Below are 24,267 nucleotides of genomic sequence, written 5' to 3'. Positions count from 1 at the left end.
GCCTGAGCATCCCGTTTGCCGACGACGGAGCGCCGGCCATAACCGCTTAAATCAGCCTGGCGTGACGCAGTTCGCTTTTCAGGTAGGCATAGTAAACCGGGGCCGCCACCACCCCGGCCAGCCCGAAGGCAGATTCGAAGACCAGCATCGCCAGCAGGATCTCCCAGGTTTTCGCGTTAATGCGGGTACCAAATATCTGCGCATTAATGAAGTACTCAAGCTTATGCACGAGAATAAGGAATATCAGCGCAATAACCGCCGCCTCCAGCGAAATAGAGAGGCCGATCAGGACAATCACGGTATTGGAAATCAGGTTGCCAATAATCGGCAGCAGCCCGGCGATAAACGTCAGCACCACGACGGTTTTGGCAAAGGGGAAATGGAGGCCAAACAGCGGCAGCACGCCGAACAGAAAGCCGCAGGTCAGCACCGTATTCACCAGCGAGACTTTAATCTGGGCGAAGACCACGTTGTGAAAAGATTCGGCAAGCAGGGTCAGCCGCTGAAGTAACGATTGTCTTAGCGGCGCATGGGCGTGATCGTTGCTGCTTATCCGCAACGAGATAATTGCACCAAGCAGCATGCCAATCAGCATAGTGGCAAAGGTATGCGCGGCGATCCGCCCCAGAGACTGCACCACAACCAGGTGTTCACGTAGCCAGGTGATGACCTGATGCTGTAACTCGTCAATATCCGCAGGCAGATAGCGCGTGACTACAGGCGACAGCGTATTTTGCGCATCTTCCAGCAGTTTGCTGGCCGCGACGTGAAACGCGGCGGGATTCCGGAAGTCATGCAGCAGGAAGCCGATCAGCTTGGTAATCCCCAGTACCAGCGACAGCACGATAATCACGGTCAGGAAAAAGATGATGATCCAGCGGGCCAGCGGGCCTTTCACCAGCCGCTCTACCCAGGGGGTCAGCGCAAGAATGGTTTCATAAACGATGAACCCTGCCAGAAAGCAGGGAAGCAGCCGCAGAGGAAAAATCATAAACAGCGCGATAAACACCAGCGCATAGCTGGCGGCTTCGCACCAGCCCTGTTTGTTCAGTTGCCGCATCTCCATGCAAAATCCTGTCTGAAAGTGAAAACCTAATACATTTCAGAGAGTATACAACGCCAGCGGCAACTTTGGCGCACTTTAACAGAGCCTGCTGCCGGGCAAATCAGGCTCTGGCGCTGACCTGAACCTGACGACGCCAGGCACCCGGAGACTGGCCGAACTGACGTTTAAAGCTGCGGTTAAAGGACTGCTGGGAATCGAAACCAAAGGAGATAGCCACGTCCAGAATCGGCTCCCCGCCTTTTGCCAGGCGTTCTGCCGACTTTTTCAGACGGCGCGCGCGGATGTATTCACCCAGCGCATAGCCGGTATGCTGCTTGAACATCCGCTGCAGGTGCCATTTGGAGTAACCGGCGCGATCCGCCACGGTGTCCAGATCCATTTTTCCTTCAATGTGGGTATCGATCCACTTCACGAGATCGTTAATAAAATCATCATGGCTCATTACTATCCCCTTTGCGCTTTTGTTATTAGCCTGGCTTGACCTCTTGCCCACGGCAGGGTAAAAGGTAACTTTAATGAATGCATATACGCTAAAGCACCCGCCCCGTTAATGCAAGTTTAATTGTTGCATTAAATGCGCCTTACTGACATTCTTGCTGCCGCCCTCCTCGCCTTTGCTCACATTTTGCTACGTTTACTGACAATAAAATGCTAAAGGCAACAATTATACTTGCCGTTTATTTTTACCCTTCATAAACTCCCCCTGCTTAATGCAATTAACATAGTTGCATTTTATGCGTTATGCCGTGCACTTTCACGTCGTCCAGCATCTGTAACAGGGATTCATCAACATGAGATCATTCACCGCTCTGCGCCTGCGCACGTTAGCGCTCCCGCTCCTCTCCGCTTTCTGGCTGATGGGATGTGATTCCAAAGGGGCCGAACAAAGCGCGCCACCTGCACCTGAGGTCAGTGTGGCAAAGGTGCAGCAACAAACGGTCAGCCAGTGGGATAACTTCAACGGGCGGATTGAGGCGGTTCAGAGCGTACAGCTCCGACCCCGTGTAACGGGTTATATCGACAAAGTGAACTACACAGAAGGCCAGGAAGTTAAAAAAGGCGACGTGCTGTTCACCATTGATGACAGAACTTACCGGGCGGAACTTGAACGTGCGCAGGCCGATCTCGCCAGCGCACGCACTCAGGCTCAGCTGGCGCGTAGCGAATCGGGCAGGACGGAGAAACTGATTGGCAGCCAGGCTATTTCCCGTGAGGTCTGGGAGCAGCGTCGTGCCACCTCTGCACGGGCGCAGGCCAGCGTGCTGGCAGCACAGGCGGCTGTAGATATGGCCCGGCTGAACCTGGATTTTACTCAGGTTACCGCGCCTATCGATGGCCGCGCCAGTCGGGCAATGATCACTTCAGGCAATCTGGTGACCGCCGGAGACAGCAGCAGTGTTCTTACCACCCTCGTTTCCCTGAATACCGTTTACGTTTACTTCGACGTTGATGAAGCCACCTTCCTGCGTTATCAGCAAATAAGCCGTCAGGGCGAGGGTGCTGCGAATGCGCATCATGCCCTGCCGGTGAGAATCGGTCTGGTCGGTGAACAAGGCTACCCGCATGCAGGCAGGGTCGATTTTACCGATAACCAGCTGACTGCCAGCACCGGTACTATCAGGATGCGTGCGTTGCTGGATAACAGCCAGCGTCTCTATACCCCCGGCTTGTTTGCCCGCGTTCAGCTGCCGGGGCGTGCTGACTTCCCTGCCCTGCTGGTCAATGACAAAGCGGTGCTCACCGATCAGGATCGTAAGTATGTCTGGGTGATCGATGCCCAGAACAAAGCACAGCGTCGTGATATCCAGCCGGGTCAGATTGCTAACGGACTGCGTATCGTCCAGCAAGGTTTGCACTCTGGCGATCGGGTGATTGTGGATGGCGTCCAGAAAGTGTTTATGCCGGGGATGCCGGTAAATGCCAAAACGGTGCCCATGGCGCCAGCCTCCCTTTAATTTAAGCTGCGGAAACTGATATGGATTTTTCCAGATTTTTCATCGACCGGCCAATATTCGCGGCCGTACTGTCGATTCTGATCTTTGTCGGCGGGCTGATTGCGATTCCCCTGCTGCCAGTCAGTGAATACCCGGACGTGGTCCCGCCGAGCGTGCAGGTGCGGGCAGAATATCCCGGCGCTAACCCGAAGGTCATTGCAGAAACCGTGGCGACACCGCTGGAAGAAGCGATTAACGGCGTCGAGAACATGATGTACATGAAATCGATTGCCGGTTCCGATGGCGTACTGGTGACTACCGTCACCTTCCGCCCGGGAACCGATCCGGATCAGGCGCAGGTTCAGGTGCAAAACCGCGTTGCGCAGGCTGAAGCCCGTCTGCCGGAAGATGTTCGCCGTCAGGGTGTTACCACGCAAAAGCAGTCGCCAACCATGACGCTGGTCGTGCATCTGGATTCCCCCTCAGGCCGTTATGATTCGCTCTACCTGCGAAACTATGCGCAGCTGAAGGTGAAGGATGAGCTGTCACGTCTGCCGGGTGTGGGTCAGGTGCAGATATTCGGCGCGGGTGAGTACGCAATGCGTATCTGGCTGGACCCCACCAAAGTGGCTGCCCGCGGTATGACCGCTGGCGATGTGGTGACCGCCATTCAGGAACAGAACGTCCAGGTTTCTGCCGGACAGTTGGGCGCAGAGCCTATGCCCAGTAAGAGTGATTTCCTGCTGTCAATCAATGCTCAGGGCCGCCTGACCAGTGAAGATGAGTTTGGCAATATTATTCTTAAAAGCGGCGAGGATGGGCAAATTGTCCGGCTGCGGGACGTGGCGCGTATAGAGATGGGATCGGGAAGCTATGCGCTGCGTTCCCAGTTGAACAATAAAGATGCGGTAGGGATCGGTGTTTTCCAGGCACCTGGCGCGAACGCCATCGATCTCTCTAACGCCGTCCGGGCAAAAATGGCCGAACTGGCGACCCGCTTTCCCGATGGCGTGGAGTGGAAGGCGCCTTACGATCCAACCATTTTTGTCCGGGATTCGATCAGCTCCGTGCTGCATACGCTGCTGGAAGCGGTTTTGCTGGTCGTGCTGGTGGTGATCCTGTTCCTGCAAACCTGGCGTGCTTCCATTATCCCCCTGCTGGCAGTCCCCGTCTCGGTGGTCGGCACCTTCTCCGTGCTCTACCTTCTGGGCTTTTCACTTAACACATTAAGCCTGTTCGGGCTGGTGCTGGCGATTGGTATCGTGGTGGATGATGCGATTGTGGTGGTGGAAAACGTCGAGCGCAATATTGAAGAAGGGCTGGCACCGCGTGCCGCTGCGCATCAGGCGATGCGCGAAGTATCCGGTCCGATTATCGCTATCGCGCTGGTGCTTTGTGCGGTCTTTGTCCCGATGGCTTTCCTCTCAGGTGTGACCGGTCAGTTCTACAAGCAGTTCGCGGTGACCATCGCTATTTCAACCGTGATTTCGGCTGTTAACTCGCTGACGCTCTCTCCTGCGCTGGCGGCGTTACTGCTGAAGCCGCACGGGGCACCGAAAGACCGCCCGACGCGAATTATTGATGCCCTGTTTGGCTGGCTGTTCCGTCCGTTTAACCGCTTCTTTAACAAGAATTCCGCACGCTATCAGAGTGGCGTCTCCCGCATCCTCAAGCGTCGCGGCGCAGTGTTTGGTGTTTATGTCCTGCTTTTGATTGGCGCCGGAGTGATGTTTAAAGCCGTTCCCGCCGGGTTTATACCCACCCAGGATAAGCTTTACCTGATCGGAGGCGTGAAGATGCCGGAAGGGTCGTCGCTGGAGCGCACCGATAAAGTGATCCGGCAGATGAGCGATATTGCGCTACATACCGAAGGCGTTGCCGATGCAGTGGCCTTTCCTGGCCTGAACGCGTTGCAGTTCACCAATACGCCTAATACCGGCACGGTGTTCTTCGCGCTGAAGCCGCTGGATCAGCGTACGCGATCTGCGGCGGAAATTAACGCCGAGATCAACGCTAAGCTGGCGACAATTCAGGAAGGGTTCACTTTCTCGATTATGCCGCCGCCAATTTTAGGGCTGGGCCAGGGGGCGGGCTACTCGCTCTATATTCAGGATCGCGCGGGTCTGGGGTACGGCGCTTTACAGGATGCCGCTAATGCGATGGCGGGCACCATTATGCAAACGCCGGGGCTGCACTTCCCTATCTCCACCTATCAGGCTAACGTGCCACAGCTGGACGCGCAGGTTGACCGCGATAAAGCCAAGGCGCAGGGCGTGGCGTTAACCGATCTGTTTGGCACGTTACAAACCTATCTGGGATCGTCTTATATTAATGACTTCAACCGTTTTGGCCGGACGTGGAAAGTCTATGCGCAGGCTGACGGCCAGTTCCGGGACAGCATTGAAGATATTGCCAGCCTGCGTACCCGCAATGCGGCCGGAGAAATGGTACCGATCGGCAGCATGGTGCATATCGGCACCACTTATGGCCCGGATCCGGTCATCCGCTACAACGGTTTCCCGGCGGCTGACCTGATTGGCGATGCCGATCCGCGCATCCTTTCCTCTGCGGAGGCGATGCTGGCGGTACAAGGCATTGCTGATCAGATCCTGCCAAACGGCATGAACATCCAGTGGACTGACCTGAGCTATCAGCAGTCAACGCAGGGCAACGCGGCGATCATCGTCTTCCCGGTGGCCGTACTGCTGGCGTTCCTGGTGCTCGCAGCGCTTTATGAAAGCTGGACGCTGCCGCTGGCAGTGATCCTGATTGTGCCGATGACCCTGCTCTCCGCGCTGTTTGGCGTGTGGCTAACCGGGGGTGATAACAACGTGTTTGTGCAGGTGGGACTGGTTGTGCTGATGGGCCTGGCCTGTAAGAACGCCATCCTGATCGTTGAGTTTGCTCGCGAACTGGAGATGCAGGGCCGCACGATTGTGCAGGCTGCGCTGGAATCCTGCCGCCTGCGTCTGCGCCCGATTATCATGACCTCTATCGCCTTTATCGCCGGAACTGTTCCGCTGATGCTGGGCCACGGCGCAGGCGCTGAAGTCCGCACCGTAACCGGGATCACCGTATTTGCCGGGATGCTGGGCGTGACGCTGTTCGGGCTGTTCCTGACCCCGGTCTTCTATGTTGCCCTGCGTAAGCTGGTGCACAAAGAGGAGCCTCTCGCCGGGAGTAAACCTGCCTTTGAAAGCTGAGAGTAAAAGGCCGCGACGTTAACCGACGTAAAGAGTCAGAGAATCAGAAAATGGGAAGCGGTTTGCTTCCCATTTTTTTATCCCTTAAATCCCTTTATCAGAGCTTTCCCGGTAAAGAGTTTGCGCCATGCTAACGTCGCAGGCGCGGTTCTCAGACTAATGCAGGATCAAAAAAGGGCGGACAACTCTGCGTTGTCCGCCCTTTCGTCGGGATAAGCAGATCTACGAATCTGCCTCTTCGCGGGCTAAAAATGCCTCGCAGCTGCCTTCCGGATTACGGCGGTCACGCTCGTAAATCTCGGCCAGCGCATCGGCTACCGTACGTTTGGCCAGCACGTCCAGCGAAGCTTGTTCTGCTTCACGCGCCAGCTCCTTAAAGAACCAGCAGGTATTGGCGCTCACCAGGCAGCGGGCCGGCACTTCCGGACGCCCTGCCAGCAGCGGTTTATCTTCCAGTACGGAAAGATAAATATCACACAATGTGATCTCTTCAGCCGGGCGGCCCAGACGAATAGTCCCGGTGCGGCCAAGCGTGGAGACAATAATGCCATCGCGGGTCAGCGGCACCATCATCTTGCGGACGAAACTGGGATTGGCCTCAAGGCCCATTGCCAGAATTTTGCTGGTGCTGCGTTTACCTTCCCGCTCCGCCTGGGCTACGCTGAGCACCATGTGTAAGGCTGTAGGAAAACGAATATCAAGCATGTTCAGATCCTTGCTTTCAGCTGCCCCTCGCTTGCGGCGCGGCTGTCTTAAAAAGCATTAAAAATCAGTTAACTATAAAAAATGTCACCTGTTTAATATAACAAATTGTGGACGCATTTAGAAGATAAGGCGTAAGCGTTTACTGCTATTGCGCTTATCGCCCTGAAAAGTATGGGATTATGGTAAAAGCTGATTAGCCCTGAGCACCCTTTCCAGCTCCGGTCGCTGACTGACGTTGCGGGCAATGCTGGCAATCTTCGGCGCATATTGTTCAAACCAGGCATGGCGGGGTTTCCAGCTCACCAGCACCGGGAGCCAGGCATCCAGCAGGCTAATCTTTTCGCCAAACCAGTAAGGCCCCTCGCCCGCCTGCGCCTCCAGCCAGAGGTAGAGATTCTCACGGTGACGATCGGTTGAGGCCTGCAACTCTTGCGGGGCCTGGCTCACCCAGCGTTCCGGATAATCCCCATAGGTCAGCGTCGCATAGACGTTGGCAACCATCCAGACCAGCAGCCGGTAAAACTGCGCGCGCTGTGGCGTCCCGGCGGCGGGCGCCAGCTGAGGGTTTTCGTCCAGAAGAACCAAGGCTATGGCCGCGCTCTCCGTCAGTATGGTCCCATCCTCACGCACCAGCGTCGGAACCTGACAAAGTGGATTAAGGGCGAGCAGTGTATCGCGTGCAGGTCCGGGACGATCGAATCCTTCCACATCAATCAGCTGGTAAGCCTCACCGGCAAGCGTAAACATAAGCTCCGTTATGGCCGAGCCCCAGCCCGGCGCCCCATATAATTTTTGCATATTCACCTCAGGTTCAGGAGACCGGCAACCGGCCGGCACGGCTTACTTATTAAGCCTGGTCTTTGACGTGGAAACCGCCAGCGCCACCCAGCGTATAAGGCGGAAAAACGTTACCGCCGCAGCGCGCCTGTGAACCCCGGTATCCTGTCCTATAGTGTAGGTGGATGTCGTGAAGCGTTATCACGGCAGGAGCTGATAAAGAACGCTGTTGGTGAAGAACGCTTTGTTAATGAGATGATTAACAAACTGCCATCGCCTCCAGCGGGAGGATAAGCAATGAGTGAACAGACGTCGAAGATTGATTTTCCTGTGCAGAACGTACGGCATTTTCTGGAGCCGGGGCCGGTTGTGCTAGTCTCGTCCCGTCAGGGAGATGAAACCGATATTATGACGCTCGGCTGGCATACCATGCTCGCCTTCTCACCTTCACTGACAGGCTGCATGATTGACGCAGGCAACCACAGCCATGATCTCATTAAGCAGTCCGGTGAATGTGTGATCAACCTTCCCACCTCAGCGCTGCTGGATACCGTAGTGGGTATCGGTAACTGTAGTGGCGAAAAAACGGATAAATTCAGCGCATTTGGCCTGACGGCACAGCAAGGCGATCGGGTTAGCGCACCGCTCATTGCTGAGTGTTACGCCAGCTTCGAGTGCCGCCTCCACGACCGCTCTCAAATCGAAAGTTACAATTTCTTTATCTTTGAAGTGGTAAAAGCCCACGTGGCAACTTCACCCGAACATCCGGAAACCCTGCACTACTGTGGCGAAGGCGAGTTTATGCTTTCCGGCAGGCACGTCAGTCGCCGCGAGGATTTCCGTCCGGAAATGCTGTAGCGACTGGCAGCGTTAATCTATTCGCCGGGCATAGCCTGATGTAGTTAAAGTCCAGCTAAATTAAATAACGCGTTATTATCCGGATGCCGCTGTTTTTCATTATTAACAGCGGCCCGTTCTGCTGACAAAGGTCAACCGATCTTGCTTACAAAAAAGGCAATATTTTCGTGTCATCCAACAGCTAAATAAAACACAATATGCGCCAGTCTCCTGAATTTCGCCCGGGCGAAATTAACCTTTAATCAACAATTAGTTAACCCTGATGCAATCAAATACCGTTTCACGCAAAACGGCCTGGCTACGCGTTATTATGTTAGCCATTGCCGCCTTTATTTTTAACACCACCGAATTTGCGCCGGTCGGACTGCTTTCTGATATCGCCGCCAGTTTTTCGATGAAAACGGCCCAGGTCGGGCTGATGCTGACTATCTATGCCTGGGTTGTGGCGCTGATGTCTCTGCCGATGATGCTGCTGACGCGTCAGGTTGAACGGCGCTTCCTGCTGATAACGATTTTCTTACTGTTTGTCGGCAGCCATATCCTGTCGACCTTTGCCTGGAGCTTCAGCGTGCTGGTGGTTTCACGTATCGGCATTGCGCTGTCGCACGCCATATTCTGGTCAATCACCGCCTCGCTGGCGATCCGCGTCGCGCCCGCCGGGAAAAAGACCCAGGCGTTAAGTATGCTGGCAACCGGCACGGCGCTGGCGATGGTGCTCGGGCTGCCCGTTGGCCGACTGATCGGTCAGTATCTTGGCTGGCGGATGACCTTTGCGGTGATCGGTGCCGTGGCGCTGGTTACCCTGCTTTGTCTGGCGAAGCTGTTGCCGAAGCTGCCAAGCGAACACAGCGGCTCGCTGAAAAGCGTTCCCATGTTATTTAAGCGCCCGGCGCTGGTGTCTCTCTATATGCTGATCGCCGTGGTGGTGACCGCCCATTACACCGCCTACAGCTATATTGAACCCTTTATCCAGAGCGTGGCCGGAATGGGCGATAATTTCACAACGTTCCTTCTGCTGATATTTGGCGCGGCGGGCATTATTGGCAGCCTGTTATTCAGCGCGCTGGGCAATAAATTCCCGGCAACCTTTTTACTTGCCGCGATCGCGTTAATCACAATTAGCATGCTGACTTTATACCTGGCGGCAACCCACAGCGTGGCAATTTCTCTGCTCTGCATTATCTGGGGAATGGCGATGATGGTGATCGGCCTGGCGGTGCAGGTGCGCGTTCTGGCTTTGGCACCCGACGCCACGGACGTGGCGATGTCGCTGATGTCGGGCATTTATAACCTGGGGATCGGCGCCGGCGCGCTGCTGGGTAATCAGGTCAGTCTGCATCTGCATATGGAAAACATTGGCTATGCCGGCGGGGCAATTGGCCTGCTCTCCCTGATCTGGTGTGCCTGGAGTCTGCGACGCTACCCGCAGCTGCGGATAAACGGCTAGAAAAAAGGGCTGGACGCAGATTGCGTTCAGCCCTTTCAGCTATGGCAGGCAGAGCAGCTATGGCAGATAGAAGACCGGCAGCAGCTCTTCGCTGACCGGACTACAGTCCTCATTTGACGGCATCAGTTCACGCATTGAGCGCCACCAGCGCTGGCAGACTTCCGTTTCCGCAACGGCATTCCAGCGCGCTTCCGATTCGATCTCCACCACCGCAAACAGCAGGCTGCGCTGCCTGTCCAGAAAGATACTGTAGTGATGGGCACCGTGCGCCTTCAGCGTCTCCGCCAGCTCTGGCCAGATCGGATTGTGGCGCTGCTGATACTCCTCATGGCGGTCAGGATGCACCTGCATCACAAACGCCTTACGCAACATGATGATGTTCCGCATCCAGCGCCGCCTGCCAGGGCTTCACGCCGAAACGTTCACCCAGCGCAATCAGCTCCGGCGTGGTGATACTTTGACGCATACCGCCCATCGAAATGACTTTCACCACCACCTCTGACGATTTTTCCGCAGTGTCAATCAGGCCGAAGGTTTCATCAAGCGTCGGGCCTGCACCAAAGATGCCGTGGAATGGCCACATCACCAGGCTGTGCGACGCCATCTGTTCTGCGGTTTTTTCACCGATGCCGTCGGTGCCGGGCACCATCCAGGGGACGATGCCCACGCCATCCGGGAACACCACCAGGCATTCCGTACTGCCTTCCCACAGCAGGCGGGTGAAGCTGGCGGAATCAAGTTCCACCACGTAGCTCAGCGACATAAAGTTGGTGGCGTGGCAGTGCATAATCACCCGGTCAGCGCCGTTTGTCGCCTTCATCCGCACGCTGTGAGACTGGAAGTGGGAGGCCAGTTCAGACGTCGGCAGGCCGCCGTTGGTCAGCCCCCAGTGAATGCTGTAGGCGCGGCCATCCTCGCTGACCTGCAGCAGGACCAGGCTGTCGGCCGGATCGAGCGGCACGTTGCGGAAGAACTTACCGGAGCCGGTAACAAGAAACCAGCACCCCGCCAGCGCTGGTGCTGGCTGAGTAAGCTCAACCGTCCGCGGCTCAGGGTAAAAATCCGCCGCATACGGCTGCACTTCTTCCTCCAGCAGGCGCAGGCTGACGTTGCCCCCGTTGCGCTCATCCCAGCCCTTCAGCCACATATCACCGGTCGCTTTCACCATTCCCTGGACAAACCATGAATTCAGTATCTGTTGCATCAAGTAATCCTTAACGTTGGCTGAGAGTTGTTTGTTCATAGTCACGGACGTCGCTTAACCAGTCAGCTCCCGTGGGGACTTCATTGCGCAGGCACCATGCATCCCAGACCGCCTGCCACGGCAGCGATTTCTGCTCTTCAAGCAGGGCCAGTCTTGTGGTGTAGTCCCCTTCCCGCTCCAGCTTCTGCAGCTGTTCAACCGGCTCCAGCAGCGCACGGAGCAGCGCTTTTTTAGTATTACGCGTGCCGATAACCCAGGCCGCGATACGGTTGATGGAGGCGTCAAAGAAATCCAGGCCGATATGCACCTTGTCGAACAGACGCTGCCGCACGATTTCGCTGGCAATCGCCTGCGTTTCGTCATCAAGCAGCACAACGTGATCGCTGTCCCAGCGAACGGGACGGCTGACGTGAAGCAGCAGGCGCGGCACGTAAAGCATGGCGGTGGAGATCTTATCTGAGATAACTTCCGTCGGATGGAAATGGCCCGCATCCAGCGTCAGCGCGGTCTGGCGGCTGGCGGCATAGCCCAGGCAGAACTCATTGGAGCCCACCGTGTAGCTTTCCGCGCCGATACCGAACAGCTTACTTTCCACCGCATCAATGTGGTGCGCCGGATTCAGCTTCTCGCTGATGATCTCATCCAGAGAGTTCATCAGGCGCTGACGTGGGCCAAAGCGATCCACGGTGACGTCTTTCATACCGTCCGGCACCCAGATATTCATGATGGAAGGTGTGCCCAGCTGCTCACCGAACGAGGCGGAGATCCTGCGGCTGGCTTTGCAGTGTTCGATCCAGAACTGCCGGATCTCCGGATCGGTGTGCGCCAGCGTAAAGCCGTCTGCGCTCAGGGGATGCGAAAAGCAGGTCGGGTTAAAATCGAGGCCAATGCCGTTCGCTTTTGCCCATTCAACCCACTGTGCGAAATGTTCAGGACGAATATCCGTGCGTTCTACCGGCGAGTCGCTTTCCAGATAGATAGCGTGCAGGTTAAGGCGTTTTGGACCCGGGATCAGCGACATGGCCCGGTCCAGATCGGCCCGCAGTTCAGCGGCCGAGCGGGCTTTGCCCGGATAGTTGCCGGTTGCCTGAATGCCGCCTGTCAGCGCGCCCTGTGGATTCTCAAACCCCCGGACGTCATCCCCCTGCCAGCAGTGCATGGAAACGGGCAGCTTATCCAGCTGCGCCATCGCGGCGTTGACGTCGACGCCAATATCGGCAAAACGCTGGCTGGCGAGTTCAAACGCCTGTTCAATTGCGCGTGTCATATACAGAGCTCCTTAACCGTGTGTGTCAGTGACTGAAACTTCGCCCAGTTCTGGCGATAAACGTCACTGGCGTGAGGGGTATACGTTTTCAGATGAAAGTTTTGCTTAATAAGCTGGCGAAAATGCGGCACGTCCTGCACCGCCCCGGCGGCGATCAGCTGGCTGCCGATATTGCCCAGCGTTGAGGCTTCCACCGGGCCGGCAATGACCGGAATGCCGCAGGCGTCGGCGCAGAGCTGGTTAAGCAGCGGGTTCTGGCAGCCGCCGCCAACAATGTGCAGCCAGCTGAAGGCGCTGCCGCGCACCTCGCCCAGCTCCTGAAGCACCTGGCGGTAATAAAGGGCGAGGCTGTCGAAGATGGTGCGTGCGAGCGACGCGGCGTCAGCGGGCGCGGGCATTCCCTGTTCCACACAGGCATCCTGAATTTCCCTGACCATGCTGGCCGGGTTAATAAAGCGATCGTCGTTGGGATTAATCAGCGAGCGGCAGGCCGGCTGCGATTCCGCCTCCTGCACCAGCGCCCCCAAGTCACCGATGTTAAGCTCCGAGCAGACGCGCTGAAGCAGCCAGAGTCCCATAATATTTTTCAGCACGCGGTAGCGCCCTTCCGCGCCGCCTTCATTGGTGACGTTTGCCGCCAGCGCCGCGTCATCGGTGAAAGGAACAGGGCTTTCAAAGCCCATCAAAGACCAGGTCCCGGAACTGAGCCAGGCCGCATTGGTGCCGGCAACCGGCGCGGCAACGACCGCGCTGGCCGTATCATGCGTCGCCACGGCAATCACCGGGACCGTCTCGCCCGAGGCCGTTGTCCAGTTGCCGGTCAGGCTGCCCGGCTGAGATGTCGGACCAAACCAGGAGGGGCTTGCGCCCGCCCAGGCCAGCAGCTCGTTATCCCATTTTCCGCTATGGATATTAAGCAGCTGCGTCGTGGTGGCATTGCTGTATTCCCAGTTCAGCTTGCCCGTGAGGCGGAAATGAAAATAATCAGGGATTAGCAGCGCGTGGCGAACGTCCTTCAGCCACTCAGGTCCGGCATCGCACAGCGCCCGAAGCTGGTAGAGCGTATTGAAAGGCAGAAACTGAATGCCTGTTTTCTGATAGATAGCTTCCCTGCCCAGCTCCAGCTGCGCCCGGCTCATCACGCCTCTTGTGCGGTCGTCGCGATAGGCAACCGGCAGCCCGATGCGCTCACCCTCAGCGTTCAGCAGCACATAATCAACGCCCCAGGTATCAATGCCGATGCTGTCAGGGACAATGCCCTGACCGACCAGCTTATCCAGTGAGGTAAAAATAAAGGTTTCCAGAGCCTCGAGATCCCAGCACTGATGACCCTCAACGCTTATCAGCTGATTGACGCAGCGGGCAATCTCTTCAAGAGAAAGTTCGCCGGTTTCTGTGTTAAAGCGCGCCAGCATCACGCGGCCGCTGGAAGCGCCCAGGTCAACGGCAACACAATTTCGTAAGCTCATGGTCGTGGCTTCCTGTCAGTTCGATAGCCACAGTCTAAAAGCCCGTCAATCTGGCACCTTCCCGCCACTGCCAGGCCAAAAGAGGGCCTGGCAGCCTGGCAAAGATGAACGTGAATCAGCTCACAGTTTTACTTTTCACCGGCGGGCGCAGCGGATGTGACATGGCGCGCACTTCCGATCACGGGGCGGCAGTTTCTTGAAAAATTAGCCTTTTTACGCCGTATTGATGTCGAAAATTTAAGGTCAGTTCCCCCCGCCCGGCAGTAGACTCGTCGCAAACCAGCAAAGAGGACGAATCATGACCGTGTTACATAGCGTGGATTTCTTCCCGGGCGGAGGCCTGCCGGTGACCATTGAACCCCGTGCTCCCCAGGGGGCTTTTCCTGAACATCATCACGACGATTTTCACGAGATTGTTATTGTCGAACAGGGCGCGGGGATCCACGTCTTTAACGGTGAACCTCAGTCACTCTGCGGCGGCTGTGTCTGCTTTGTCCGCGATCATGACCGCCACCTTTATGAGAAAACTGACCAGCTTATCCTGACGAATGTGCTCTATCGCGGGCCGGAGGCGTTTCGCTTTATCACCGGCTTTCAGCATCTGTTACCGCAGGAACAGGCCGGCAATTACCCTTCACACTGGCGCATCAGCAGTAAGGTGCTGAGTCAGGTCAAAAAGCTGACCCGGGCACTAGAAATCGCGCCCACGCCGGACTGTATGGAAAGCTGCGTGGAGCAGGAGATGACCTTTATGCAGCTGTTGATGCTGCTGCGCAAAGGCTGTCGCGAAGAGGCCAGCGACGATCAGGATGGCCGCCTGCGGCAGCTGCTGGACTGGCTCTCAGAACATTACAACGAAGAAGTGGACTGGGAAGCGCTGGCCGCGAAGTTCTCCCTCTCACTGCGTACCCTTCACCGCCAGCTGAAGCAGCAGACCGGCAGTACGCCGCAGCGTTATCTGAATCAACTCAGACTGTTGCAGGCCCGCCATTTACTGCGCCACAGTGAAATGCGCATTACCGATATCGCCTTTCACTGCGGATTTGGTGACAGCAATCACTTTTCCACGCTCTTTAAGCGCGAGTTTGGCACCTCTCCGCGTACCATCAGGCAAAATGACCTGTGAGGTGAGCCGTGAACCAACCCCTTCGTCTGGCGAGAGCCGACTATTTTCCCTCTGAATTAATGCCGGTGGCGGTCGCCGACCGCGCCCCGCAGCCCTCCTTTCCGCCTCACGTTCATGAGTTTAGCGAGCTGGTGATTGTCTGGCGGGGCAATGGACTGCACGTCATGAACGAGCGCCCCTGGCTTATCACCTGCGGCGATCTGTTTTACCTTCGCCCTGAAGATTGTCACAGCTATGAATCGGTAAACGATCTGGTGCTCGATAATATTATTTACTGCCCTGAACGTTTCACGCTGGGAATGAGCTGGCAGCAGTTTCTTCCGCCGGACGATCGGCGCAGCTGGCGGCTGACCACGCGGGGGCTCGCCCTGGCGCGCGGCGTGATCCAACAGCTGGGCCAGGAGAGCCGCAAAAGCGACCGCCTTTCCCGCCAGCTGACCGAGGCGCTGTTTTTACAGCTCATGCTGATACTTCAGCGTCACCGCTATGCAACCGACTGCGTTCGCCAGCTTCCCGAAGGTGAACAGATGGATTTGCTGATGTCCGCCATCCAGGGGCAACTGGCCGTTCCCTTTGATCTGGGTACCTTCTGCCAGCAGCATCAGCTTTCGGAGCGCGCCCTTAAGCATCTTTTCCGGCAGCAGACCGGCATGACGCCCGGCCATTACGTCCGTCAGCTACAGCTCTGCCGGGCAAAGCATCTTCTGCGCTGTAGCGACTGCCTGATTGGCGAAGTGGCCGCGCGCTGCGGATTCGATGACAGTAATTACTTTTCGGTGGTGTTTACCCGGGAAACCGGCATGACGCCAAGCGCTTTTCGCCAGCAGTTTATTCATGCCGGATTGCGCAGAACGGCAACCCGGCATGAAGGAGAAGTGAAGGAGTAAGGCCGTCAGGACATCATGCCCATGCCAACGATGTTAGCCGCCAGAATAATCACAATGCAGCCGCCGCACAGGACGCCAACCGGGCGGCGCCCGACATTCTTCCACTCTTTCAGCACCAGTCCAACCAGTCCGCCACACAGGACGTAGAAGCTCATATGCAGCATCCAGCTGATGAAGTCATACTGCGCCGGAATGCGCGCATGACCCCAGGCGTAGAAGAAGAATTGCAGATACCACATGGTTCCGCCGAGGATGGAGAGCAGGACGTTGCTGATAAGTACGGTCTTAATCACCGAGAAATCTGCTCTGACCGAAAGCGTTGACTGGGTGGCGAGACGGTAAAAACAGAAGCCAAGGTTTATGACCGCCCCGCCGCCCATGATCACGACGTAGCTGGGCAGTGCAACATAGAGCGGATCGATACCCAGCGCGGCAGCAGCGTCATGCATCGGTTTTGCGGCATTCATGGCGAAAGACATCCCTGCCGAGAAAATGCCGCAGAGCACGGCCAGCATCAGACCTTTCTTCAGATTGAACTCTTCGGCGGTGATCCCCATCGCCCGTTCCTTCATCAGCCCCGCCCTGGAGACTATCGCCACGCCGACCAGCGCAACCAGCACGCCCAGCAGCGTCAGGCGTCCGCCCGCTGAACTGAAAAGCTCTACAAAACGTCCCTGCAGCAGCGGCGTCATCAGCGTGCCGACGACCAGGGTAATGCCGATGGCAATACCAATGCCCATCGACATGCCCAGATAGCGCATGGTCAGGCCGTAGTTGATGTTCCCGATGCCCCACATGGCACCAAAGAGGAAAACAGGCATCAGCTGGGCAAGAGAAAAGCTGCTGTAGTAGGCCCAGAAGTTGGGCAGCAGTACCGCGCTGACGGCCCAGGGGAGGATTATCCACGACATCACTCCGCCAACGGACCACATGGTTTCCCATGACCAGTTACGCACTTTCTTAAAGGGCGCATAGAAGCAGGCGGCGCTGGCGGCGCCCACCAGATGCCAGAGTATGCCGGACAGGATAGCTTCACTCATTATTCTCTTCCTTCGTTGGGGGGTAAGGTTCCCGGTAGGATGGAGTCTACGAAGGATTGCAAGGCAGAGACCTTATGCTGGCTGCCCGGGCCGGCATCAAAATGGCAAAATACAGTTCCTCCCGCCGACCGCGATCACACTTCGGTATTCTGTATGCTGCGGTGACCGCAGTGCTGAAATTAATCCATTCTTTTGATTTGCATTACAATTTCAATTTTTCACGCCTTCATCACGCTGTTCTTCTCTTCCCTGCCAACTCCTTTCACCGACTGGCAGCGACAGAAAGGTCATTCCGCTGCGGCCAGGAGACTATTTTAATATGCAACATTTTCTTAACCGACATATAAAATAACGTTTACGGAGAATCCGCCATGTCTGTCCCTCAACATTGCCTGTACATCAATGGCCAGTTTGTCGAAAACCGCAGCGATCGCTGGATTGAGGTTATCAATCCGGCTACCGGCGCACTGCTCTCCCGTATCCCTGAAGGCGACCGCGAGGATGCCGATCGGGCGATCGACGCCGCTGATGCAGCACAAGCCGGCTGGGAAGCCCTGCCTGCCGTGGAGCGCGGTCAGTGGCTGCATAAAATCGCCGCAGAGATCCGCCGCCGTGAACCTGAAATTGCAGCGGCTATCGTCGCTGAAGGCGGCAAAACGCAGCAGCTGGCACAGACAGAGGTGCTGTTTACCGCCGACTATCTCGACTATATGGCCGAATGGGCGCGCCGCTACGAAGGTGAAATCCTTCAGAGCGACAGACAGGATGAGACCATCCTGGTGTTTAAAAAGGCGATTGGCGTTACCGCCGGCATATTGCCCTGGAACTTCCCCTTCTTTCTGATTGCCAGAAAAGCCGCACCGGCGCTGGTGACCGGCAATACTATTGTGATTAAGCCCAGCGAGCTGACGCCCAATAACGCGATGCTTTTTGCCGAAATCGTGGATGAGCTGGGCCTGCCGCCAGGCGTATTTAACCTGGTGACGGGGTACGGCCCGGAGGTGGGACAGGCGCTGGCAGTAAACCCGAAAGTGGGCATGATCAGCCTGACCGGCAGCGTTAACGCGGGAGTCGCCACCCTTAAGGCGGCGGCAGATAACGTGACGAAGGTGTCGCTGGAACTGGGCGGTAAAGCGCCAGCCATCGTGATGAATGATGCGGACCTTGATTTAGCAGTCAACGCTATCGTCAGCTCCCGGATGATCAATACCGGACAGGTCTGCAACTGTGCGGAGCGGCTGTACGTGCAGTCTGGCGTTTATGATGAGGTGGTGAAACGGCTTAAGGTGGCCTTTGAGGCGGTGACCTTCGGCGATCCGGCCAGCCGCAGCGATATTGATATGGGGCCGCTGATCTCCGCGGATGCCCTGGCGCGCATTGAGCAGAAAGTCGCGAAGGCGCTGGAGCAAGGCGCTACGCTGGTCACCGGCGGCAAACGAGCGGGCGACAGCGGCTTCTTTTTCGCCCCCACGCTGCTGACTGATGTTCGTCAGGAGATGGATATCGCCCGGGAAGAGACGTTCGGTCCGGTGCTGCCGGTGCTGGTTTTTGACACGCTCGAAGAGGCCATCAGCCTCGCCAATGACAGCGAATACGGCCTGACCTCCGCCCTCTATACCCGCGATCTGAACACCACCATGCGCGCCCTTAAGCAGCTGAAATTTGGCGAAACCTACGTCAACCGGGAAAACTTTGAGGCGATGCAGGGCTTCCATGCCGGCTGGCGGAAATCCGGCATCGGCGGGGCCGATGGCCGTCACGGGCTGGAAGAGTATTTGCAGACGCACGTGGCCTATCTGCAGTATTGCTAGCGCGTTTTATTCTGCTGCCGCCGGACCGTTTTAAGGTGGCAGCATTATTTCTTCTCTCCCCTCTCTCTGCTTCAGACTGCGTTTCGTCTGGAAGATGCCTCTTTTCATCGTTAAAACATCTTCTTTATTTTTAAAAAGAGACTTTCTGCGTTTCATTTTTATGAACAAGCTCACAGATTATAGAAAGATTCTTTAACGCCCCGCTAACCCGTTAAAAAAAGCGCTAAATATAAAAACTACCTTAGCGCCATTTTTAATTAATCCACTCCTGCCAGGAATTAATAAAGCAATAACAAGGAAAGTCTTAAATAATAAACTAACGAAATATAGATATAGCCAAAAAAGCTTTCATCAGGGTAATGTATTGCCACGAGCATGATCTGTTCCAGATTATGTTCGCGAAAGTAAAGACACACACAGCAGTTTGATTACCAAGAGGCCGAAAAAGCCCGTTTAAGCGTGATTGAATAAATCATCCTCCCTCACCTTAACCGGTGAGGGTTTTTACACACAGCTGAGGTCATGCTGATGAAAAACCCCATTCAGTCGGTTACAGGGCTGCGGGCGCTTGCCTGTATGCTGGTTGTTATATGTCATGCAAAATTTTTTACCTTACCTCAGCCGCCGGCTCATCTTCCCGGCATCCCGAATGCTTCCTCTGAACTGGTCCGCCTGGCCGCTGCACTATTTTTTATGATGACCGGCTATCTGCTAACGCGCTCACAATGGTATGAATTTGGTACCCTAAACGCATTCGCCTTTCTGAAGAAGAAATTTGCCCGGATATTGCCTGTGTATTATCTCTTTACGCTTGTCGCAATTATATTATGGATGGCTATCCCCTCAGTCTACGGCGTAACTAACCTGAATCCCGCTGATAATTTTTTATCACTTTTGTTTATCCCCGGAATATATATAGAACATACCCATAAGCTCTCTCCTGTTCTTTACACCGGCTGGGGGCTTTGCCTTACTGTTGTTTTCTATATCATCTTCTCCATCGGCCTGCGCCTGCCCAGAAAAAGCGGGCTCAATTTTATTTTCCTCACTGTTGTCACGTTGGTGGCTGGCGGAGAGATGATAAAAACGAATAATCACTGGTTTGCTTTCTACACCGATCCCCTGTTGCTCTATTTCCTCAGCGGTATGCTCTGTTTTATTTTTCAGCCGCGGCTGTCGCGCCCCTGGCCTCATGGACATAGCTCTCTGCTGATTACAGCCGCACTGATGCTGCTTGCGGTCACTACCGCAAATGAGGCTGTACGGCTTTTTGCGCTGACATTTGCTTTTTATTTACTCACCTTCTTCAGCTTCAATACACATGCCAGATCGCCCGTCATGGGGCTGATAACGGCTTTGAGCCGGGCAAGTTTTACCGTCGTTCTCAGCCACACTCTGTTTATGGATGCGCTTGCCTCCCTGCTCCCGCGCTTTATGAGCGGCAGCGGTCAACTTACCGGCTGGGTAATGATGGGAATGCTTACGGTGGGATCGACCGGGCTGGGGTACTTTCTTTACTGGCTGATAGAGAAAAAGGTCAGGATAAAACCGGGCGTTAAAGCAGGTTAACGGGAATAGCCATAAAAAGGCCCGCCGGGAGTCCGGCGGGCCTGAGCGTTACTTGATATCTACCTGATAGAAAATGTGTTTGCCAAACGGATCGATTTCATAGCCGCTGACCTCTTTCCGGACCGGTTCGAAGATGGTCGAGTGAGCGATCATCACTGCCGGCGCCTGGTCATGCATAATCTGCTGCGCCTGCTGGTAGAGCTGGATACGTTTATTGTGATCCTGCTCTGAACGGGCCTCGGTGATGACTTTCTCAAAAGGTTTATAACACCATTTTGATGAGTTGGAGCCGCCATTGGCGGAGGTGCAGCTGAACAGCGGACCGAAGAAGTTATCCGGATCGCCGGTCGCGGTTGTCCAGCCCATCAGCGCCGCCTGATGCTCGCCGCCTTTGACCCGCTTGAGGTACTCGCCCCATTCGAAGCTGACAATGTTCGCCTTGATGCCCACTTTCGCCCAGTCGGCCTGGATCATCTCCGCCATACGGCGGGCATTCGGGTTATAAGGCCGCTGCACCGGCATCGCCCAGAGATCGATGGCGGTGCCGGGCGCAATGCCCGCCTCTTTAAGCAGCGCTTTGGCTTTTTCCGGATCGTAATCGTAGTCTTTCAGATCTTTCGCTGCGCTCCAGACGCCTGGCGGCAGGAGATTTTTCGCCACGGTGCCGGTCCCCTGGAAAACAGCGTCAATGATGGCCGGTTTATTAATCGCCATCGTCAGCGCCTGGCGGACTTTTACCTTATCCAGCGGCGCTTTCTGGGTATTAAAGGCCAGAAAGCCGGTATTCAGCCCCGCCTTCTGCATCAGAGTGATCTCTTTATTCTCCTTCATCCGCGTCAGATCTGCCGGGTTCGGGAACGGCATGACCTGGCACTCGTTTTTTTCCAGCTTGGCGTAGCGCACCGAGGCATCCGGCGTGATGGAGAAGACCAGCCGATCCAGTTTGGCTTTACCCTGCCAGTACTCCGGGAAAGCGCGATAAAGAATACGGGAATCTTTCTGGTATTTTGCCAGCGCAAAGGGACCGGTGCCGATTGGTTCCTGATCCACTTTTTCCGGCGTACCCGCCTTCAGCATGGCATCGGCATATTCGGCGGAGAGGATAGAGGCGAAGTACCAGCCCAGATCGGCCAGAAACGGCGCTTCCGCATGAGAGAGCGTAAAACGAACGGTGTTGTCGTCCACCTTTTCGATGCTCTGGATCAGGGAACCGAACTCCAGACTTTCGAAGTTTGCGTAGGTGCCGTTGGAGACATTGTGATAAGGGTTATTCTTATCCTTCTGGCGCATAAAGGAGAAGATGACGTCATCGGCATTGAAGTCCCGCGTCGGCTTAAAATCCTTGTTACTCTGAAACTTCACGCCCTTACGCAGATGGAAGGTGTAAACCTTGCCGTCTTCACTGACGTCCCAGCTCTCAGCAAGGCTGGGTATCAACTCTGTGGTCCCCAGTTTGAAATCCACCAGCCGGTTATAGATTGGCACCGCGCTGGCGTCCACGCTGGTCCCGGAGGTGTAAAGTTGCGGGTTGAAGTTTTCTGGCGATCCTTCTGAGCAGAACACCAGCGTTTTCGCCGCTGCCCCAGAGGCAACCGCCAGCGTCAGCGCGGCTATGGCCGTTCTTATTACCGTTTTTCTCATCTCCGTCCTCGCGTTATCGTTGTTTTATGTCTGTCCAGACAGTAACAATCTAAACGCGATCGGAGCGGGTAGCCAGAGAAAAATAGCCGTTTTGGGCCATTGTTTATTCTTATAATTCAGGGAATTGTCGGGCAGAGGGCGAAACTGGTGGGACGTCTCCCCGCCACGGCGGGCGGGGGACAAAACTGGCGCAGATCAGTTTAGCGTATAATCCAGAGAGATGTCCGCGTTAACTAACTGTGAAACCGGGCAGCCTTCTTTCGCCTGGTTGATAATTTTCTCAAAGGCATCGTTCTCGATACCTGGCAGCTTGACCTGACTCTTAAGCGCGATTGCGCTGATTTTGAAGCCATCACCAGACTTGTCCAGCGAGACATCAGCTACGGTATCGATACTTTCCGGGACGTAGCCTTCGTTACCCAGCATCAGCGAAAGCGCCATCGAAAAACAGGCGGCATGTGCCGCGCCGATCAGCTCTTCCGGGTTGGTACCGGACTTACCTTCAAAACGGGTGTTAAAGCCGTAAGGCTGCTCTTTCAGCGCACCGCTTTCGGTGGAGATAGTGCCTTTCCCCTGCTTGATATCACCTTCCCAGTGGGCCTGCCCTTTCTTATGAATGGTCATATTTGTCCTCCCGTTTGTTTATCACAGTTATTCAGTATAGTGACTTCTCAGCACTTCGCCGGATAAAGGCTTGCAATTGGTCACGGCGTGACCGTTAATAGAGAAATCCAAACGAGGAGAAAAACATGTTTAAACAAGATGATGTGGTTCAGTCCAGGACCGGCGGCCCGAAAATGATCGTGCTCCAGGTTAAAGGCGATACGCTGTTTTGCGCCCGGGTGGACGATGCCGATAAGAAAGAAATTGAAGTGCCGGCGGATTCGGTCAATCTCTACCACGAAGAAGGTGATTTTGGCGTTTGCTGAGCTGGCTGAGATCGTTCCGGCGTTAAAATAAGTAAAATAAAAATACACAACATCAAGACAGAGCACAGGAAAACAGAATGGATCAGGCACTGGCTAATCAGCTGACTTCACGCTTCTTTCGCTATCTTTCCGTCACCAGCCAGAGCAACGCGGCGGCAACCCAGCTTCCCAGTACGCCAGAGCAGCATGAAATGGCGAAAATGCTGGCAGAGGAACTGCGCGCAATGGGGCTTCAGGATGTGGTGATTGATGAATATGCCACGGTGACCGCCGTCAAACCCGGCAACCGCCCCGCCGCGCCGCGCATCGGCTTTATTACCCATATTGATACCGTGGACGTCGGGCTTTCCCCCCATATTCACCCGCAGATTCTGCGCTACGAGGACCGCGATCTCTGCCTCAATGCGGAGAAAGATATCTGGCTGCGTACCGCCGAACATCCGGAAATCGCCGCCTATCCCGGTCAGGATATTATCTTCAGTGATGGCACCAGCGTGCTGGGGGCAGATAACAAAGCGGCGGTGACCGTCGTGATGACGCTGATGGAAAATCTGACGCACGACACCCCCCATGGCGATATTGTGGTGGCTTTCGTGCCGGATGAGGAGATCGGCCTGCGCGGCGCCAAAGCGCTGGATCTGGAGACGCGTTTTAACGTCGACTTTGCCTGGACTATTGACTGCTGTGAGCTGGGCGAAATTGTGTTTGAGAACTTTAATGCGGCGGCGGCGGAAATCACTTTTACCGGCGTGACCGCACACCCGATGTCCGGTAAAGGCGTGCTGGTCAATCCACTGCTGATGGCGCTGGATTACGTGAGCCACTTTGACCGCCAGCAGACGCCGGAGCATACCGAAGGCCGTGAAGGCTACGTCTGGTTTAATGAGATGACAGCTAACGCCAGCGAGGCGAAGGTAAAAGCCTCTGTCCGCGACTTTGACCTGGCCTCCTTTGAGCAGCGTAAGCAGAAAATCGCCGCCGTGGCGGAGAAGATTGCCGCAGCGTACCCGACAGGCAGCGTCAGTTTCAGCATTACCGATACCTACAGCAATATCAGCAATGCGATTGGCGAAGACCGCCGGGCGATCGATCTGATTTTCAGCGCCATGGAGGCACTCGATATCACGCCTAAAGTCACCCCGATGCGCGGCGGTACGGACGGCGCGGCGCTTTCCGCCAAAGGGCTGCTGACGCCTAACTTTTTCACCGGCGCGCATAACTTCCACTCAAAGTTCGAGTTTCTGCCGGTCACATCCTTTGTAAAATCCTATCTCGTTGCCGAGAAACTCTGTCTCCTGGCCGCAGAATAGCGAAACAATCAGGACGCCCGGTGG

General features: G+C 55.6%; 21 protein-coding genes. 10 read left to right on the top strand and 11 right to left on the bottom strand.

Going from position 1 to position 24,267, the window contains the following annotated elements:
* Positions 1-46: 46 nt before the first annotated feature.
* Both AAH446_RS01870 and AAH446_RS01865 read right to left on the bottom strand, forming a co-directional pair.
* Positions 47-1,066: an AI-2E family transporter gene (locus AAH446_RS01870; RefSeq protein WP_342905032.1), complete on the bottom strand. Its 1,020-nt coding sequence runs from the start codon at positions 1,064-1,066 to the stop codon at positions 47-49.
* Positions 1,067-1,166: 100 nt separating this feature from the next.
* A complete protein-coding gene (locus tag AAH446_RS01865) occupies positions 1,167-1,508 on the bottom strand; it encodes a helix-turn-helix domain-containing protein (protein WP_024968102.1) in 342 nt (113 codons plus the stop codon).
* Positions 1,509-1,857: 349 nt separating this feature from the next.
* Between AAH446_RS01865 and AAH446_RS01860 the strand changes: the two genes are divergently transcribed.
* Positions 1,858-3,021 (top strand): efflux RND transporter periplasmic adaptor subunit, encoded by a 1,164-nt coding sequence (locus tag AAH446_RS01860; protein ID WP_342905031.1) that lies wholly within the window; start codon positions 1,858-1,860, stop codon positions 3,019-3,021.
* A gap of 20 nt (positions 3,022-3,041) precedes the next feature.
* Positions 3,042-6,203, top strand: a complete 3,162-nt coding sequence (locus AAH446_RS01855) for an efflux RND transporter permease subunit (RefSeq protein ID WP_342905030.1) — start codon at positions 3,042-3,044, stop codon at positions 6,201-6,203.
* Positions 6,204-6,425: 222 nt separating this feature from the next.
* On the opposite strand, the gene AAH446_RS01850 is transcribed toward AAH446_RS01855, so the two are convergent.
* Entirely contained in the window at positions 6,426-6,908 is a 483-nt protein-coding gene (locus AAH446_RS01850; protein WP_342905029.1) for an RrF2 family transcriptional regulator, read from the bottom strand.
* 177 nt (positions 6,909-7,085) lie between these two features.
* Positions 7,086-7,706 carry a glutathione S-transferase family protein gene (locus tag AAH446_RS01845; RefSeq protein WP_342905028.1) on the bottom strand — a complete coding sequence of 207 codons (621 nt, stop codon included), beginning with the start codon at positions 7,704-7,706 and terminating at the stop codon, positions 7,086-7,088.
* Between the two features lie 276 nt (positions 7,707-7,982).
* Between AAH446_RS01845 and AAH446_RS01840 the strand changes: the two genes are divergently transcribed.
* Entirely contained in the window at positions 7,983-8,543 is a 561-nt protein-coding gene (locus AAH446_RS01840; RefSeq protein WP_342905027.1) for a flavin reductase family protein, read from the top strand.
* Between the two features lie 262 nt (positions 8,544-8,805).
* The gene (locus tag AAH446_RS01835) at positions 8,806-9,990 is read left to right on the top strand and encodes a sugar transporter (RefSeq protein WP_342905026.1); all 1,185 of its coding nucleotides are present in this window, start codon (positions 8,806-8,808) and stop codon (positions 9,988-9,990) included.
* A gap of 57 nt (positions 9,991-10,047) precedes the next feature.
* On the opposite strand, the gene rhaM is transcribed toward AAH446_RS01835, so the two are convergent.
* Genes rhaM through rhaB form a run of 4 tightly spaced genes read right to left on the bottom strand, consistent with a single transcriptional unit; the run spans position 10,048 to position 13,930 of the window.
* Positions 10,048-10,362: an L-rhamnose mutarotase gene (rhaM, locus tag AAH446_RS01830; RefSeq protein WP_342905025.1), complete on the bottom strand. Its 315-nt coding sequence runs from the start codon at positions 10,360-10,362 to the stop codon at positions 10,048-10,050.
* Positions 10,352-11,194, bottom strand: a complete 843-nt coding sequence (gene rhaD, locus AAH446_RS01825) for a rhamnulose-1-phosphate aldolase (RefSeq protein WP_342905024.1) — start codon at positions 11,192-11,194, stop codon at positions 10,352-10,354. Before rhaD ends, rhaM begins: the two co-directional genes overlap by 11 nt.
* A gap of 10 nt (positions 11,195-11,204) precedes the next feature.
* Positions 11,205-12,461, bottom strand: a complete 1,257-nt coding sequence (locus AAH446_RS01820) for an L-rhamnose isomerase (protein ID WP_342905023.1) — start codon at positions 12,459-12,461, stop codon at positions 11,205-11,207.
* Positions 12,458-13,930, bottom strand: a complete 1,473-nt coding sequence (gene rhaB, locus AAH446_RS01815) for a rhamnulokinase (RefSeq protein ID WP_342905022.1) — start codon at positions 13,928-13,930, stop codon at positions 12,458-12,460. Before rhaB ends, AAH446_RS01820 begins: the two co-directional genes overlap by 4 nt.
* Positions 13,931-14,228: 298 nt before the next feature.
* On the opposite strand from rhaB, the gene rhaS reads away from it, so the two are divergent.
* Together rhaS and rhaR are read left to right on the top strand one after the other, a co-directional pair.
* Positions 14,229-15,056, top strand: a complete 828-nt coding sequence (gene rhaS / locus AAH446_RS01810; protein WP_342905021.1) for an HTH-type transcriptional activator RhaS — start codon at positions 14,229-14,231, stop codon at positions 15,054-15,056.
* A gap of 8 nt (positions 15,057-15,064) precedes the next feature.
* Positions 15,065-15,943 carry an HTH-type transcriptional activator RhaR gene (gene rhaR, locus AAH446_RS01805; RefSeq protein WP_342905020.1) on the top strand — a complete coding sequence of 293 codons (879 nt, stop codon included), beginning with the start codon at positions 15,065-15,067 and terminating at the stop codon, positions 15,941-15,943.
* 5 nt (positions 15,944-15,948) lie between these two features.
* Here the strand turns inward: rhaR and rhaT are convergent, their stop codons facing one another.
* Complete coding sequence (gene rhaT, locus AAH446_RS01800; protein ID WP_342905019.1) at positions 15,949-16,983, bottom strand: L-rhamnose/proton symporter RhaT; 1,035 nt, start codon at positions 16,981-16,983, stop codon at positions 15,949-15,951.
* A gap of 371 nt (positions 16,984-17,354) precedes the next feature.
* Between rhaT and aldA the strand changes: the two genes are divergently transcribed.
* Together aldA and AAH446_RS01790 are read left to right on the top strand one after the other, a co-directional pair.
* A complete protein-coding gene (aldA, locus tag AAH446_RS01795) occupies positions 17,355-18,794 on the top strand; it encodes an aldehyde dehydrogenase (RefSeq protein WP_342905018.1) in 1,440 nt (479 codons plus the stop codon).
* A gap of 528 nt (positions 18,795-19,322) precedes the next feature.
* Positions 19,323-20,363: an acyltransferase family protein gene (locus tag AAH446_RS01790; RefSeq protein WP_342905017.1), complete on the top strand. Its 1,041-nt coding sequence runs from the start codon at positions 19,323-19,325 to the stop codon at positions 20,361-20,363.
* A gap of 48 nt (positions 20,364-20,411) precedes the next feature.
* Here the strand turns inward: AAH446_RS01790 and AAH446_RS01785 are convergent, their stop codons facing one another.
* Both AAH446_RS01785 and AAH446_RS01780 read right to left on the bottom strand, forming a co-directional pair.
* Positions 20,412-22,004 (bottom strand): ABC transporter substrate-binding protein, encoded by a 1,593-nt coding sequence (locus tag AAH446_RS01785; RefSeq protein ID WP_342905016.1) that lies wholly within the window; start codon positions 22,002-22,004, stop codon positions 20,412-20,414.
* Between the two features lie 195 nt (positions 22,005-22,199).
* On the bottom strand, positions 22,200-22,628 hold the full coding sequence (locus AAH446_RS01780; protein WP_342905015.1) for an OsmC family protein: 429 nt from the start codon (positions 22,626-22,628) through the stop codon (positions 22,200-22,202).
* Between the two features lie 125 nt (positions 22,629-22,753).
* On the opposite strand from AAH446_RS01780, the gene AAH446_RS01775 reads away from it, so the two are divergent.
* Both AAH446_RS01775 and pepT read left to right on the top strand, forming a co-directional pair.
* Entirely contained in the window at positions 22,754-22,933 is a 180-nt protein-coding gene (locus AAH446_RS01775) for a YodC family protein (protein ID WP_342905014.1), read from the top strand.
* 77 nt (positions 22,934-23,010) lie between these two features.
* Entirely contained in the window at positions 23,011-24,243 is a 1,233-nt protein-coding gene (gene pepT / locus AAH446_RS01770; protein WP_342905013.1) for a peptidase T, read from the top strand.
* The last annotated feature ends 24 nt before the right edge of the window (positions 24,244-24,267 follow it).

Source organism: Erwinia psychrophila, from assembly GCF_039023475.1.
GTDB lineage: Bacteria > Pseudomonadota > Gammaproteobacteria > Enterobacterales > Enterobacteriaceae > Erwinia.
The sequence above is the reverse complement of the archived record's forward strand: the minus strand, read 5'-3'. Positions and strand labels throughout refer to the sequence as shown.